Origin of the sequence: Sutterella seckii, assembly GCF_009183815.1 — a bacterium.
Lineage (GTDB): Bacteria > Pseudomonadota > Gammaproteobacteria > Burkholderiales > Burkholderiaceae_F > Sutterella > Sutterella seckii.
Genome location: NZ_WEHX01000057.1, coordinates 1 through 14,806, shown reverse-complemented (window position 1 = coordinate 14,806; position 14,806 = coordinate 1). Strand labels below are relative to the sequence as shown.

The following is a 14,806-nucleotide window of genomic DNA, read 5'->3' as shown; positions in this document are numbered from 1 at the left end:
CGGCCGTCGAGGGTTGTGGTGGTTTTATCTTCGTAACTCATTTATCAATTATAACATAACCGTAGCCGCTTGTCAACTATTTTGTGCCTATGTTAATAATCTCCGGCTTTCCCTGAAAGCAAAAAGAAACCCCGCCAGCGGAGCTTTTTTCCCGGCGGGGTTCTTTTTTTCTCGCTTTTCTAGCTCCGCTTCGCAAGCCTCAGGCGCCCGACCCAGAGACCTGAGGATTCAAGGTCGGACGCGGATGCGCCTGCCGGCGTCTTTTTCCCCTCCGACCAGAGCCCGGAAGCGAGAAGATCCTCCTCCCGCAGGACCGGAAGATTCACGCCCGCATAAGTGCCGGCGCTCACGACCTCCGCCGGAATCATTTCCGGGCGAATCGTGGGGAAGGCGCACTCCCAGGCTTCGAGCGGCACGAGAACGCCGCCATCGCGGACGATGACGACCGGAAGCGCCGTCTTTTCCTCGTCGCTCCCCCGGGTTTCGGGCGCGAGGAGCACAAGCACCTCCGCCGCCCAGAGGCGCTTTGCCCGCAGGCGGTCCCTCAGCGCGAAGAAGGGCCAGAGAACGAACATGACCCAGAAGGGCGCGGTAAGGATCGCCGCAATGGCGATCCACGATCCCGAGAGCGTCCCCCGGAAGGAAACGGCCGCGCCAAAGACCGCCCAGATCCACCAGAGGAGCCAGAAGCGCCGTCTGCGCCTTTCGGGAATCGGCGTTTGAACGGCGAGTTCCGCACGCTCGAGCGTCGTCTTTTCTTCCTTTCCCGTCATTTTGATTCTCCCCTCTCGCTTTTGAGCACCCGGGCGCGGAGCTGCCCGCAGCCGCCGTCCACATCCTGCGCCGCGGAATCGCGCAATGTTGCAATGACGCCTCTGCCCCTGAGGCGCCTCACGAGCTCGACCGCCTGCGCGCGATCGGGCCGCACCCAGGGCGAATCCTCCACCGCGTTCACGGGGATGAAGTTCACCATGGCGTACTTCCCCTGGAGAAGGTCGGCCAAGCGGTCAATTTCCTCAAAGGAATCGTTGACGCCATGCATCAGGGTCCACTCGTACTGAACGGGATACCCCGTCGTCCGAGCCCAGCTTTCAGCCCGCTCGATGATGCGCGGGACGGCCATGCGGGCGCCCCTCGGAAGGAGCTCACGGCGCTTTTCGTCGTCCGTCGTATGGAGCGACACCGCGAGTGCGGGCCGGACCGGAGAGGCGAAGAGCGCGTCAAAGAGTCTTTCGTCGCCCACGGACGAAATCACGAGATCCTTTTGTCCGAAGTCGCCCATCTGCGCGAGAAACTCCACCGCGCGCATGACGTTTTTGAGGTTGTGCGAGGGCTCTCCCATGCCCATGAAGACCACCTTCTTCGTTTCCGGTCGAAGCTCCCGGGCAATGGCGGCTTCGGCAACGATTTCAATGTCGGAAAGCTGCCGGATGAGCCCGCATCGTCCCGTCATGCAGAAGACGCAGCCGACCGCACACCCCATCTGCGTCGAGACGCAGACGCCCTGCCGGGGAAGAAGCACCGATTCAATCGTCTGGCCGTCGGCGAGCGTAAGGAGAAGCCTTTCGCTCTCCGGGTCCGCGCCCGGGTGGCGCGAGCGGATGGCGGCGACATTCCTCAAAGCTCCGCGGATCCCGGGCAGGGCTTCCGCGACCGCCTTCGGGAGCCGGAGCCTGCGGCTTTCCGCGGCTTCCTCCCATTTGATTTTTCCCATCCAGGCGCGGTACACCCGGCGCTCGTGCGCGGGGCCGGCCCCGAGCGCCGAAAGGCGCTCGTGCAGCTCTGCGAGCGAATGGAAAGTTTGAAGCGAATCGGGCGTTGGAGTCTGATCGGGCATGAAAGAAGGCGCTTCCCCGCCCGCAGGCGAAAAAAATCCTGAAGAGTCCGGGATTTTAGTCGAATTCCTCTAGAGAAATTCCTCGCGCACGAAGAGCGTGCGCACAGCCCGTGCGGCTTCTTCGGGGAACCCCGGCCGCATGCTTCTGCGCGGAACGGGAAGTCCGATCATGAGCGTTTTTTCCCAGCGCTGCCCGAGGATGCGGAGCCGTTCGCCCGAGAGTCGGAAGGCGGGCTCGAGCGGGCGCCCGGTGAAGGGCGCGAGGAGCTCCCTCACCGCCGGGTCGTTTGCCGCATCAAGAAGCTGGCTTGAGAGGAAGACGGCAATCAGCGGCGTGCGCTTCGCAAATTCGTCTCGAAGCCTTTCCGCCTCGGAAACGGCATCCCTCACGACGTGCCCGTCCCGCGCGCGGCCGTCCCAGACCGCGGGCCAGGTAAGGATGGAGAAGCGCTTCGCCTGCGATTCAACCGGGAACCCCGCGGCGGAGAGCCAGCGGAGAGTTTCCGCAACCGCATGGCCGCGGTCGATGCGGGGCGCCGTAATGACGCCTCGCGGGCGCATGATTTTTTCGAGGAAGGCGCGGCGCTCCTCCCCTTCGGGAGGAAGCTCCGCGTCATCGATTTCCGGCCCGAACCCGGGAGGCATCACGATGAGAACCCCGCGCGCGAGGTTTTCGGGCGCATCCGCCGTTCCCGGGGCATTGAGCTTCACTTCTCCTTTCCTCCAGGAAGGTCCTCGCCCGTACGCCTCAGGGGCGGCAGGTGCGCGGCGAGTTCGTCCGCGAGCCCGAGCTCCTGAATCTTCCGCGTGAGCGTGTTTCTCCCGACGCCCAAGCGCTCCGCGGCCTCAATGCGGCGGCCCCGGGTGACTTCCATGGCGCTCCGGATGAGGGCGCGCTCGAATTCGTCGGAAAGGGTCTGCCAGACGCCGGATTCGCCTTCCTGAAGGCGCTTTCTCGCGTCTTCTGCGAGGAGCCCCGTCCAGGTTTTCTGGCCTTCCTCCGCGGATTCAGAGGGCGCCTGCGGCTGAGCTGCCGCAACGCGCGCTTCAGGAGCCTCAGAGGCGCTCCGAATTTCAAGCGGCAGATCCTCGACGCGGATTTCCTTCGAGGGAGCCATGACGAGGAGCCACCGGCAGAGGTTTTCGAGCTGCCGCACGTTCCCCGGGAACGGAAAGCGCTTCACGACCTCGAGGGCCTCGGGGGTGAGCACCTTTTCCTCAACGCCGAGTTCGCGGGCGCCGGTTCTCAAGAAATGCGCCGACAAGGGCGCAATGTCCTCAACGCGGTCTCTCAGAGGCGGGAGCCTCAGGCGGATCACGTTGAGGCGGTGGTAGAGGTCCTCGCGGAACTGTCCCGCCTTCACGCGTTCCTCGAGATTCTGATTCGTGGCGGCGATGACCCTGACGTCGGCCTTGATGGGCTGACGGCCGCCCACGCGGTAGAAGTAGCCGTTCGAGAGGACGCGCAGAAGCCTCGTCTGCAACTCCATCGGCATGTCGCCGATTTCGTCCAGGAAAAGCGTTCCGCCCTTTGCCTGCTCGAAGCGACCGAGGTGCGTGGCGGTCGCCCCCGTGAAGGCTCCCTTTTCGTGACCGAAAAGTTCGCTCTCAAGAAGCTCCCTCGGGATTGCCGCCATGTTGATGGCAATGTAGGGCGCGCGGCTTCGCTTGCTGTGCTTCCAGATCGCGCGCGCGACGACTTCCTTGCCGGCGCCGGATTCGCCCGTAAGGAGCACTGTGACGTTGCTCTGCGAAAGCCGCCCGATGGCGCGGAAGATCTCCTGCATCGCAGGCGCCTGCCCGATGAGATCGGGAACCGCGGGCTGCGGCTCCTCGGGCTTTTCCTCTTCTTCGGGAGCAGCTTCCGCCCGGTGCCTGGCATCCTCCATCGCGCGGCTGATGAGCTCAACCGCCTTCGCGACGTCGAAGGGCTTCGTCAGGTATTCAAAGGCGCCGCCCTGGAAGGACGAGACGGCGCTGTCGAGATCCGAAAAGGCCGTCATGATGATAACGGGAAGATCGGGCGCGATTTCCTTCACGCGTGCGAGAAGGTCGACGCCCGAGAGACCTGGCATCCGGATGTCGGAAACAAGCACGAGGGGGCGCTCGGATTTGGAGGCTTCAATGGCCTCAAGGGCCGCAAGCGCATCCTGACCGCGCTCGAAGGTCCGGCAGCCGATGCCTTCGCGCGAGAGCGCGCGGTTCAGCACCCAGCGGATGGCGCGGTCGTCGTCGATCACCCACACAGGTTCGCTGCCGGCCGCTGCGGGAAGCTCGATTGGAGTGTCTTCAAGCATGAGGGTTTCCTATCCTTTCGCCCCGTCCGTGGTTCTCTTCCGGAAGCTCCCTGGCCGAACCGGGCGTCAATGGTGTGCGTTTCTGAAATTATTCGGGCGCTGCTGCTCTGTCAGGGCGGTCGTTCTTCCCGGCTTCCTTCTGAAGCCCGAGGGGAAGCATCACCGTAAAGTCCGTCTTTCCCGGACGGCTTTCAACGTCAATGGAACCGCCGGCTTCCTCGACAAAGGCGCGCACGATTGAAAGTCCGAGCCCGGAGCCCTCGGCCCGCCCGGTAACGAGCGGGAAGAAGATGCGCCCGCGGATTTCGTCGGGGATCCCGGGACCGTTGTCGACCACGTCGACTTTGAGTGCGAGCCGCACGCGCTTGCCGCCCAGCATCACGTCGCGCGCGATGCGCGTGACGAAGACGATCTCGGCCTTTCCCCGGGCGCGCTCGGAGGTCATGGCCTCCGCGGCGTTCCGCGCAAGGTTGAGGAAGATCTGAATGAAGCGTCCGCGGTCGCCGACGACGGCAGGCGCTGAAATGTCGTAGTCGCGCTCGATCCTGAGGCCGCTCGTGAATTCAAGACCGATCAGGCTTCTCACGTGCTCGAGCACCTCATGAATATTGACGGGCTCCGAGGTGCGCGGCCTCCGGTAGGGCGCAAGAAGCCGGTCGACGAGGGACTGAAGCCTTGCGGCCTCTTCGAGAATCACGCTCGTGCATTCCCGGTCCTCGTCGCGCACGAGTTCGGCCTCCAGGAGCTGCGCCGCCCCGCGGATGCCGCCCAGGGGATTCTTGATTTCGTGCCCGAGGTTGCGGAGGAGTTCGCTGTTCGCCGCCCGCACGCTCGCTTCCATGGCGCTTCTTTCCGCCTGGAGCGCGTCCTCGAGTTCCGAGACTTCAAGGATGCATGCGGTGTCGGCGGGAAGTCCCGCCGCGCGGACGTCGTCCGCGGCAACGGCGGAAAGGACTGCTCTCACGCGAAGCGGTTCCGCAAGTCCCCGGCGAAGCTCCGTCATGGATGAATAGGAAGACGTCCCCGCGCTCTCTGCGAGCGGGAACCAGGATCCGGCCTCCTCGATGAATTCCGCGGCGGGCTCGCCTTTAAGACCCCGTCTCGTTCGTCCGAGAATTGATTCGGCAGCCGAATTCACGGTCGTGATCCGTCCGGCGCGGTCAAGCGCAAAGACAGCCGTTGAAAGCGCGTCAAAGAGCGGGGCCGAATTGAGAGGGCCCTTCTGAAGCTCATGCGGAATCTTTGTCTTCATGCCTGCCGATCGGGGAAAAAAGCGACTTCCCGGCGATGTCCCGCCCTCTATCGCGCGCCCGGAAATCAAGCAAAACGGGGAACGATGACTCAAAGGCACCGTCCCCCGGGAAACCGTCCTCAGAGGGCGAACGCGAAGCCCGCCCTCTGAAGTCATTCGGATTAAAGCCGCCAGACCGATCAGTGCGAGTAGTAGAGATCGAAGTCAAGGGCCGTAACGGCCATCTCGGCCTTCAGCACGTCCTTCCTCTTTTCGGCGATGTAGGCGTCGATCAGATCGTCCGAGAAGACGCCGCCGCGGGTGAGGAACTCGCGGTCCGCGTCGAGGGCGTTCAGGGCGACCTCAAGGTTCGGCGCGACGGTCGGGATCTTGGCGTTCTCTTCCGGCGGCAGATCGTAGAGGTTCTTGTCGGCCGCTTCGCCCGGATGGAGCTTGTTCTGGATGCCGTCGAGGCCGGCCATCAGGAGCGCGGAGAAGCCGAGGTAGGAGTTGCAGAGCGGATCGGGGAAGCGCACTTCGATGCGGCGGGCCTTCGGGCTGTTGACGAACGGAATGCGGATCGAGGCCGAACGGTTGCGGGCGGAATAAGCGAGCTTCACCGGAGCTTCAAAGCCCGGAACCAGGCGCTTGTAGGAGTTGATGCCGGGGTTCGTGATGGCGTTGAGCGCGCGGGCGTGCTTGATGACGCCGCCGATGTAGTAGAGCGCCATTTCGGAGAGGCCGGCGTAGCCGTTGCCCGAGAAGAGGTTCTGGCCGTCCTTCCAGATCGACTGGTGAACGTGCATGCCCGAACCATTGTCGCCCTCAACGGGCTTCGGCATGAAGGTCGCAGTCTTGCCGTAGGCGGCGGCGACGTTCCACACCGTGTACTTGAGGATCTGCGTCCAGTCGGCGCGTTCCACGAGGGTCGAGAAGCGCGTGCCGATTTCGCACTGGCCGGCACCGCCCACTTCGTGGTGGTGAATTTCAACCGGAACGCCCTGCTGCTCGAGGAGCGTGCACATTTCAGCGCGCAGGTCGGCCATCGAATCAACCGGGGAGACCGGGAAGTAGCCGCCCTTCATGCGGTTTCTGTGGCCGAGGTTGCCGCCTTCCATGTCGAGGCCGCTCGACCAGGGCGCTTCTTCGGAACCCACCTTGAAGAAGGAGGAGCCGGGACGATGATCCCACTGGACGGAATCAAAGACGAAGAATTCGGGTTCCGGACCAAAGTAGGCCGTGTCGCCGATGCCGGTCGACTTCAGATAGGCTTCGGCGCGGCGGGCGAGCGAGCGCGGGTCGCGGTCGTAGCCCTTGCCGGTCGTCGGCTCAAGCACGTCGCAATTGAGCACGAGCGTGTTGGCTTCGCGGAAGGGGTCCATGCGGGCGGTGTTGGGGTCCGGCTGCAGGAGCATGTCGGAAGATTCAATGCCGCGCCAGCCGACGAAGGACGAGCCGTCAAAAGGCTGGCCGAGTTCAAACGTGTCCTCGTCGAGCTTGTCGGCCGGAATCGTCAGGTGCATTTCCTTGCCGAGCAGATCGGTGACGCGAAGGTCCACGAACTTGCAGTCGTTGTCCTTAATCATCTGCAGCACATCAGCAGCGGACGTCATACCTCTTCTCCTAAAAGTATCGTGCGGCCGGTTGGAAGTTGCGGACCGCGTCAAAAAAGAAATCGGGAAAGAGACTTGGGCGGATGGGCCCCGCGCATTCATCTGCGCTCCGGCTCTCCGAATCTCCTCGTTTTTTCTAAGAAGCAAAAGGCGTGCCAAATCGGATTTTCATAGCAAAAACCCTGAATTCAGAGAATCCCTCTCTCAGGCCTCCGGGATCAGCCTGAGACGGGACATTCATCACGCCGGACGCACCCGGAATTATGCTCCAGCAAGCCGCAGAGCGCACCAAATGCGTGCATCAAAGAAAAGCTTCCTGCACGTCGGAGAGAAAATTGAGCCCGAGGCGCGTCGTCCGGATGCGGCCGGGATCGCCTGCAATCAGGCCCCGGGCGCGGAGATCCTGAAGCGTGGGGGCGATGGATTCAAGCGGGAGCCCCGTGCGCTCCGAAAAGGTGCATTCAGGAACCCCTTCGAGGAGCCTCAGGGCATTGAGCATGAATTCGAAGGGGAGATCTTCGGAAGAGACCCGGTGGATGTCGGCCGCGGCGCTCCTTCCCTCACCGAGAGCCTCAAGGTACTGGCGCGGATTCATGAAGCGCATCTCGCGGCGGATGCCCTCCCGGGTTGTGACCTTCCCGTGCGCTCCCGCGCCCGCCGCGAAGTAGTCGCCGAAGGTCCAGTAGTTCAGATTGTGCCGGCAGCGGCGGCCGGGCTTCGCGTAGCCCGAAACCTCATAGCGCCCGAAGCCTTTTCCGGCAAGAAAGGATTCAACGAAATCCCCCATTTCAGCCGTTTGGTCGGCGTCGGGGAGCTCCTCGGGGAGGTGCTTTGCAAATGCGGTGCCAGGTTCGATCGTGAGCTGGTAGCAGGAGAGGTGCGCGGCGCCCGACTCAGCCGCCTCGTCGAGCTCTTCCCGGAGGCCCTCCATCGTCTCGCCGGGGAGCGCGTACATGAGGTCGAGATTGAAGTTCTCGAAAACATCGCGCGCGCAGCGGATCGCCCCGCGCGCCTCCCTCACATTGTGGATGCGCCCGAGGCGCTTCAGTCGGTCGTCCGAAAAGCTCTGGATCCCGATTGAAAGGCGGTTGACGCCCGCAGCCCGGAAAGCTTCGAATTTTCCCGCTTCAAGCGTTCCGGGGTTCGCCTCCATCGTAATCTCGGCATCAGAGGCAAGGGCAAATCGCGCGCGCACGCCGTCAAGGAGCCGCTTCATGGCGCTCCCCGACATGAGGCTCGGCGTGCCGCCCCCGATGAAGATCGACTGAATTTCCCGCTCTCCGGCGTCGGGGAGCCAGGCTTCCAGATCCTTCAAAAGCGCATCAACGTAGACGCCCTCGAGCGCCTCAAGCGCTCCGGGGCCTTTCGGCGCGCCGTGCGAATTGAAGTCGCAGTAGGGGCACTTTCTCACGCACCAGGGCCAGTGGAGGTAGATCGAGAGCGGGATGACGGCGGGATTGAGCCGGATCTCAGGGGAATCGGTCATGTCGGGATCGGAAAAGAACTTCGGGGGAAGTCGTTCGCTTCAGGCTTTTTGAGGCTTCCAGCCCCAGCGCTCCTCGAGGAGCTTCGCCATCCGTCTCAAGGCCTCGCCCCGGTGGCTCTGCGCGTTCTTCTCTTCCTGAGAGAGTTCAGCAGCGGTGCGCTTTTCCTGAGGCAGATAAAAGTACGGGTCGTAGCCGAAGCCGCCCGTGCCCGCGGGCGCCTCCGCGATCTCGCCCTGCCAGAAGCCTTCGGCGATGAGGGGCTCCGGGTCATCGGCAGAACGGACGGCCGCAAGCACGCAGGTGTAGTGGGCTCTGCGGTCGGTCTTTCCCGACATCTTTTCAATGAGGAGGCGGTTGTTGGCCGCATCGTCCCCATCCTCGCCCGCAAAGCGCGCCGAGAAGACGCCGGGGGCGCCCCCGAGCGCATCGACGCAGAGGCCGGAATCGTCGGCCATGGCAGGGAGCCCCGTTTCCTTCGCGGCATGGCGGGCCTTGGCGAGGCAGTTTTCAATGAACGTGCCGTAGGGCTCGTCGCAGGAGCTGACGCCATACTCCTTCTGTCCGGCAACGCGGACGCCGAGCGGCGCGAACATGGCCTGGAATTCTCGGATTTTTCCGGCATTGCCGGACGCAAGAACGAGAACGGGGGCGGTGGTTTCAGTATTCTGAGTCATGAGGGAAAACTCCGGAAAATAGGGCTTCATGAATCGTCAGAGGGGCTCAGAGGGGTTTGACAAGCGCCTCGCGCTGAAGTTCCGCGAGACGGGCATTTCCCTTCCTCGCGAGCGCGAGAAGCTTCATGAGGTCGTCGTCCGTAAAGGGCGCGCCTTCGGCTGTGCCCTGAATTTCAACGAAGCCTCCGAGGCTCGTCATCACCACATTCATGTCGGTGTCGGAATTGCTGTCCTCGATGTAGTTGAAGTCGAGAACGGGTTCCCCCTCCCACATGCCGACGGAAACAGCGGAGACCTGCGCGAGGATCGGGTCTTCCTCGATCAGCTTCTCGCGAAGCATCTTGTCGACCGCGTCGCGAAGCGCCACCCAGGCGCCCGTGATCGAGGCGCAGCGGGTGCCGCCGTCGGCCTGGAGCACGTCGCAGTCGATCTGAATCGTGAATTCGCCGAGCTTTCTGCGGTCGACCACGGCGCGAAGGCTCCTTCCGATCAGGCGCTGGATTTCCTGCGTGCGGCCCGTCTGCTTGCCCTTTGCGGCCTCGCGGTCCGTCCGCGTTCCGGTCGCGCGCGGGAGCATCCCGTACTCCGCCGTCACCCAGCCTTCGCCCTTGCCCCGCAGAAAGGGCGGCACGCCCGGGGTCACGCTCGCCGTGCAGAGGACGCGCGTGCCGCCGGCTTCCATAAGAACGCTCCCCTCGGCATATTTGGTAAAGCCCCGGGTAATCGAAACCGGACGAAGCTCGTCGGGGGCGCGCCCGTCGGGACGCGCGGAAAGGGAGGCAGCAGACTGAGACATATTGAAGATGCTCCAACAGAAAAAGAAATTCTCTCAGGGAATGGATGCTACTAGCACTTCTCTCTCTGTGCTTTCCGCGATGAATGCGCTTCCCGCGGGCCCTGAAGGCTCTAAAATGCCGCAATCTTCAAATTTATCCCGAAGCTTGGCCGGGTTCCGGCCGCAGATGGTTCTTACTAAAGACCTGCACCGGCCCTTCTCTTGAAACCCCTCAGGCTTCGCTCATTCATCACGGATACAAAGGATTTTTCTGATGCCTTCAGTCGCAAGCATGACGGGATACGCCGCCCTTGACGGCAAGACCCTCGCGGGCACCGTCACTGCGGAATGCCGTTCGGTCAATTCCCGCTTTCTCGATCTGACGCTGCGCCTTGACGATGCGCTGCGCTTTACCGAACCCGCCGTTCGCGAGCGTCTCCAGAAGCGCCTCACGCGCGGGAAGGTGGAGCTGAGGCTCAACCTCACGGCGGACGCATCCGCGCTTCCGGCTTCCGTGAACGAAGAGGCGTTGAGGCGCGTCCTTGCGCTCCAGGAAACCATCCTCAAGCTCGACCCGCAGGCGCAGGAGCTTTCCGTCGCTGAAATCCTCGACCTCCCCGGGATTGCTGCCGCCGAAACCCCCGACCGCGACAAGCTCCTTCAGGAAGTGCTCGCGATCGTCGACCGCACGCTCGACGAATTCATCGCGGCGCGCGAGCGCGAGGGCGCAGCCCTCGCGCAGGTCCTCACGGGCTACTGCGACAAGATGTCGGCGGTGGTGAAGGACGTGCGGGACGCCATGCCGCAGATCATCTCGCAGCTCGAGGGCAGGCTCACCGAACGCCTCACCGATGCACTTGCCGACGCTCTGAAGGAAAAGAGCACCCTCACGAAGGAGGAAGTCACCGACCGCATCCGCCAGGAAGTGACGATGTACGCGATCAAGATGGACGTCGACGAAGAGATGAACCGTCTCGACACGCACCTCGCCGAGGTGAAGCGCCTTCTCGCTCAAGGGGGCGCCGTCGGCAGGAAGCTCGACTTCATGGCCCAGGAAATGAACCGCGAGGCCAATACCCTCGGCTCCAAGGCCGCGGCGATTGAAATGACGCAGGCTTCGCTCGCCCTCAAGATCACGATCGACCAGATGCGCGAACAGATTCAGAATCTCGAATAAACGCCTTCGAAGGACATTTGAGTCATGAACGACACACTCCCGCAGCAGAATTCCGCTCCCCGTCATCCCGGACGGCTCTTTCTCGTCACGGCGCCCTCCGGCGCCGGGAAGTCCTCGCTGGTGAATGCGCTCCTCAAGCGCCAGCCCACCATCAAGCTCTCGATCTCCTCGACCACGCGCGAACCACGCCCGGGCGAAGTGAACGGCCGCGAATACCACTTCATCACGGAAACGATGTTCCTCGAGATGAAGAACCGCGGCGAATTCCTTGAAACCGCGCTCGTGCACGGCAACTACTACGGCACGAACCGCACCTGGATCGAAGGCCAGATGGCGCAGGGGAACGACGTTCTCCTTGAGATCGACTGGCAGGGCGCGCGCCAGGTCCGCTCGAAGTTCGCGGGCACCGTCGGCATCTTCATCCTTCCGCCCTCCATCGAGGCGCTTGAATGGCGCCTCCACCACCGCGGAACGGACTCCGACCAGACGATCACCCGCCGTCTGATGGGCGCGGGCGCCGAGATCGCGCATGCCCCGGAATTCGAGTACGTTATAATTAATGAAGATTTCGATACGGCCCTCAGCCAGCTTGAGGCCATTGTGACGGCGAGCCGACTGACCTATGCTCAGCAGGCCATACGCCATCATGATCAGTTCGCGAACCTCGGCGTTCCGGTCTGATCCCAAGGGCTTCGCCGGTTGTCAGGGCCTTTTTGCCCCTTTTCCGATCATTCATCCTACTGGAATTTAAATGGCACGCATTACTGTTGAAGATTGCCTGAAGAAGATTCCCAACCGCTTCCAGATGGTTCTGGTTGCGGCCTACCGTGCTCGCCAGATCTCCCAGGGCTACGCCCCGAAGATCGATGCGAAGGACAAGCCCGCTGTCATCGCTCTGCGCGAGGTTGCCGACGGACTGGTCGGCACGGACATGCTTAAGCATGTGCAGTAATTCCGGGCCCCGAAAGGACGCCTGACCGCGACGGCCGGACCGCCATCCTTCTCCTGCGTTTGCACAGGGAGTGACGGCGCCGGCCGTTCTTGTTTTTCAATTCCGTTCAACCCATCAATCTCCGCCCGGAAGTCCCCTGCCGCCTGACCTTTCTCTCACAGGCGGCGAATGGCCCAGAACGCCGTTCCGGAGCCTCCGGCAGGAAAAAGCGGCGCTTCCAATGCTGCAATCGTCCCCGATTCGGCAGAGCACGCATCAAGAAGAAGAGGAAGTTCGCCATGGCCCTCGACAACGCGCCCACCTTCCCGGAAGACATGTACGCCACCCGCGAAGAAGGTGCCGTCCCCCTTCCGACAGCTCCGAGGAAGCCGATTTCACCCTTCGGGTTCGCCAAGCACGCCGTCCGTTCGCCCCTGCCCGCACCCGTCATTCCGGCGAAGCTCCCCGATGCCGACCTTCCGCTCTTCACGCCTCAGGCGCCTGTGGGCGTCGTGACCGCGCAGGCGCTCGTCGACACGTGCCGGCTCTACCTCCCGCAGGCTGAAGTCGAGAAAATCCGCGAAGCCTACCGCTACGCCGACAACGCCCACCTCGGTCAGTTCCGCAAATCGGGCGAACCCTACATCACGCATCCGATCGCGGTCGCCTCGATCCTCGCCTCCTGGCGCATGGATGCCGAGACGATCGAAGCGGGCCTCATGCACGACGTGCTCGAAGACACGGGAACGAGCAAGCGCGAGATGGCCGAGAAGTTCGGGATTGAAGTCGCGGACTTGGTCGACGGCGTATCCAAGCTCGACAAGCTCAAGTTCTCCTCCAACGCAGTCGCCCAGGCCGAAAGCTTCCGGAAGATGCTCCTCGCCATGTCGCGCGACGTCCGCGTCATTCTCGTGAAGCTCGCCGACCGCCTCCACAACATGCGCACGCTCGGCGTCATGCGTCCCGAGAAACGCGCCCGCATCGGCCGCGAAACGCTCGAAATCTACGTCCCGATCGCACACCGGCTCGGCCTCAACAACGTCTTCCGCGAACTTCAGGAACTCTCGTTCGCGAACCGATACCCGCTTCGCTACAAGGTCCTTTACGAAAACGTCCTCAAAACCCGCAAGAACCGCCGCGAATTCCTTGAGAAGGTCCTCAACGACGCCAAAACCGCGCTCGCCAAGGCGGGCATTCCCTGCCGAATACTCGGGCGCGACAAGACGATCTACGGCATCTACAACAAGATGCGCGAGAAGCATCAGTCCTTCTCCGACGCGCTCGACATCTACGGCTTCCGCGTCGTCGTAAGAACGCGCGGCGACTGCTACCTTGCGCTCGGTGCTCTTCATCAGCGCTGGAAGCCCGTCAATACCCGCTTCAAGGACTTCATTGCCATCCCGAAGTCGAACGGCTACCAGTCGATCCACACCACCGTGATCGGCCCGGACGGAACGCCCGTGGAATTTCAGCTCCGCACCGAGGAAATGCACCGCATCGACGAGGACGGCATTCTCGTCCACTGGCTCTACGCCTCGAGCGACGACACGTCGGACCTCCAGTCGCGCACGGCCGCGTGGCTTCAGAACCTCCTCGAAATTCAGCAGACGAGCACCGACAGCACGGAATTCCTTGAAAACATCAAGGTCGACCTCTTCCCCAACCAGATTTACGTCTTTACGCCGAAGGGAAAGATCATTTCGCTCCCGAAGGGGTCGACCGCCATCGACTTCGCCTACGAAATTCATACCGACGTCGGGAACCACACCGAAGCGGTGCGCATCAACGGCGAACCGAAGCCCCTTACGGACGCGCTCAAAAACGGCGACCTCGTGCAGATCATCACGTCGCCCGACGCGCACCCCAATCCGCAGTGGCTCGAAAGCGTCCATTCGGGGCGCGCGCGCGCCGAGATCCGCCAGTACCTGAGAAGCTGCCAGTTCGACGAATCGGCGCGCCTGGGGAGACTCGCGCTTGAAGCCGTTGCCGAAGAGCAGAAGATCGACCTCATGGCGATTCCGACCTCGATCGAGCAGAAGCTCGTGAAGGAATTCGGGGCTGAAAGCCTTGCGTCCCTCTACGCCATGATCGGGCTCGGGAAGGCCCTTCCGGCAGCGGTGCTCCATCGCCTTCGCATGCTGATGCGCGAAGAGAACCTCGAGAGCGCGAACGCCGAACTCCCCGCCGTCATCGTGAACGGCAACGAAGGCGTCGCGCAGCACCTTGCCGTCTGCTGCCACCCTATTCCCGGCGACGACATCACGGGCTACAACCGCCCCGGCCTCGGACTCACGGTTCACCGCGAGGACTGCCCGCACGCCGTCCGCGGCAAGCAGGCCGATCCCAACCGCTGGATGCACCTCGAATGGGGAACGCCCAAGCCCGGATCCCACTTCGCGGTGCCGCTTGAAGTGCGCGTCAAGGACTCGCACGCCGGCCTTGCGGCCGTTGCGGCGGCGGTCGCGGAAGCGAATTCAAGCATCACTGCAGTGACGCTCGAGGAGCGCGGCGACGAGCACATCGTGCACGTTACGGTGCTTGTGCGCGACCGCAACCACCTCATCCACGTCACCCGCACGATCCGCCAGACCGACGTCGTGCTCAAGGTGAAGCGCGTCTTTGAGGAAGGAACGCCCACCCGCAAGAAGATTTCCGTCTGAAGCGCGGACTTCCGAACACCCTCCTGAATCGGGTAGGAGGCATGGGATTAGTTCCCATGCCGTCCTCCCACACCACCGTACGTACGGTTCCGTATACGGCGGTTCCTAGTATCAAGGCTTAACG

General features: G+C 62.9%; 13 protein-coding genes. 4 read left to right on the top strand and 9 right to left on the bottom strand.

Going from position 1 to position 14,806, the window contains the following annotated elements; genetic code table 11:
- Positions 1–179: 179 nt before the first annotated feature.
- From GBM95_RS08220 to rph, 9 genes are all read right to left on the bottom strand, one after another.
- Positions 180–773, bottom strand: a complete 594-nt coding sequence (locus GBM95_RS08220) for a hypothetical protein (RefSeq protein ID WP_152158650.1) — start codon at positions 771–773, stop codon at positions 180–182.
- A complete protein-coding gene (locus tag GBM95_RS08215; protein ID WP_152158649.1) occupies positions 770–1,837 on the bottom strand; it encodes an RNA methyltransferase in 1,068 nt (355 codons plus the stop codon). The genes GBM95_RS08220 and GBM95_RS08215 overlap by 4 nt, the downstream gene beginning before the upstream one ends.
- Positions 1,838–1,906: 69 nt before the next feature.
- The gene (locus GBM95_RS08210; protein ID WP_152158648.1) at positions 1,907–2,548 is read right to left on the bottom strand and encodes a hypothetical protein; all 642 of its coding nucleotides are present in this window, start codon (positions 2,546–2,548) and stop codon (positions 1,907–1,909) included.
- A complete protein-coding gene (ntrC, locus tag GBM95_RS08205) occupies positions 2,545–4,134 on the bottom strand; it encodes a nitrogen regulation protein NR(I) (RefSeq protein ID WP_152158647.1) in 1,590 nt (529 codons plus the stop codon). Before ntrC ends, GBM95_RS08210 begins: the two co-directional genes overlap by 4 nt.
- Before the next feature lie 88 nt (positions 4,135–4,222).
- Positions 4,223–5,386 carry a nitrogen regulation protein NR(II) gene (gene glnL / locus GBM95_RS08200; protein ID WP_152158646.1) on the bottom strand — a complete coding sequence of 388 codons (1,164 nt, stop codon included), beginning with the start codon at positions 5,384–5,386 and terminating at the stop codon, positions 4,223–4,225.
- 179 nt (positions 5,387–5,565) lie between these two features.
- The gene (gene glnA / locus GBM95_RS08195; RefSeq protein ID WP_152158645.1) at positions 5,566–6,978 is read right to left on the bottom strand and encodes a type I glutamate--ammonia ligase; all 1,413 of its coding nucleotides are present in this window, start codon (positions 6,976–6,978) and stop codon (positions 5,566–5,568) included.
- Positions 6,979–7,279: 301 nt separating this feature from the next.
- The gene (gene hemW / locus GBM95_RS08190; protein WP_152158644.1) at positions 7,280–8,464 is read right to left on the bottom strand and encodes a radical SAM family heme chaperone HemW; all 1,185 of its coding nucleotides are present in this window, start codon (positions 8,462–8,464) and stop codon (positions 7,280–7,282) included.
- Positions 8,465–8,503: 39 nt separating this feature from the next.
- Complete coding sequence (gene rdgB / locus GBM95_RS08185; protein WP_152158643.1) at positions 8,504–9,139, bottom strand: RdgB/HAM1 family non-canonical purine NTP pyrophosphatase; 636 nt, start codon at positions 9,137–9,139, stop codon at positions 8,504–8,506.
- A 46-nt stretch (positions 9,140–9,185) separates the two neighbouring features.
- On the bottom strand, positions 9,186–9,935 hold the full coding sequence (gene rph / locus GBM95_RS08180) for a ribonuclease PH (RefSeq protein WP_152158642.1): 750 nt from the start codon (positions 9,933–9,935) through the stop codon (positions 9,186–9,188).
- A gap of 253 nt (positions 9,936–10,188) precedes the next feature.
- Here rph and GBM95_RS08175 point away from each other — a divergent pair, with 253 nt between their 5' ends.
- The 4 genes from GBM95_RS08175 (at position 10,189) to GBM95_RS08160 (ending at position 14,682) form a co-directional block, all read left to right on the top strand.
- The gene (locus tag GBM95_RS08175; RefSeq protein ID WP_152158641.1) at positions 10,189–11,091 is read left to right on the top strand and encodes a YicC/YloC family endoribonuclease; all 903 of its coding nucleotides are present in this window, start codon (positions 10,189–10,191) and stop codon (positions 11,089–11,091) included.
- 24 nt (positions 11,092–11,115) lie between these two features.
- The gene (gmk, locus tag GBM95_RS08170; RefSeq protein ID WP_152158640.1) at positions 11,116–11,772 is read left to right on the top strand and encodes a guanylate kinase; all 657 of its coding nucleotides are present in this window, start codon (positions 11,116–11,118) and stop codon (positions 11,770–11,772) included.
- 70 nt (positions 11,773–11,842) lie between these two features.
- Positions 11,843–12,043, top strand: a complete 201-nt coding sequence (gene rpoZ / locus GBM95_RS08165) for a DNA-directed RNA polymerase subunit omega (protein ID WP_139688618.1) — start codon at positions 11,843–11,845, stop codon at positions 12,041–12,043.
- A gap of 278 nt (positions 12,044–12,321) precedes the next feature.
- Positions 12,322–14,682, top strand: coding sequence for a RelA/SpoT family protein (locus GBM95_RS08160; RefSeq protein ID WP_152158639.1), 2,361 nt, complete (start codon positions 12,322–12,324; stop codon positions 14,680–14,682).
- Positions 14,683–14,806 lie beyond the last annotated feature (124 nt).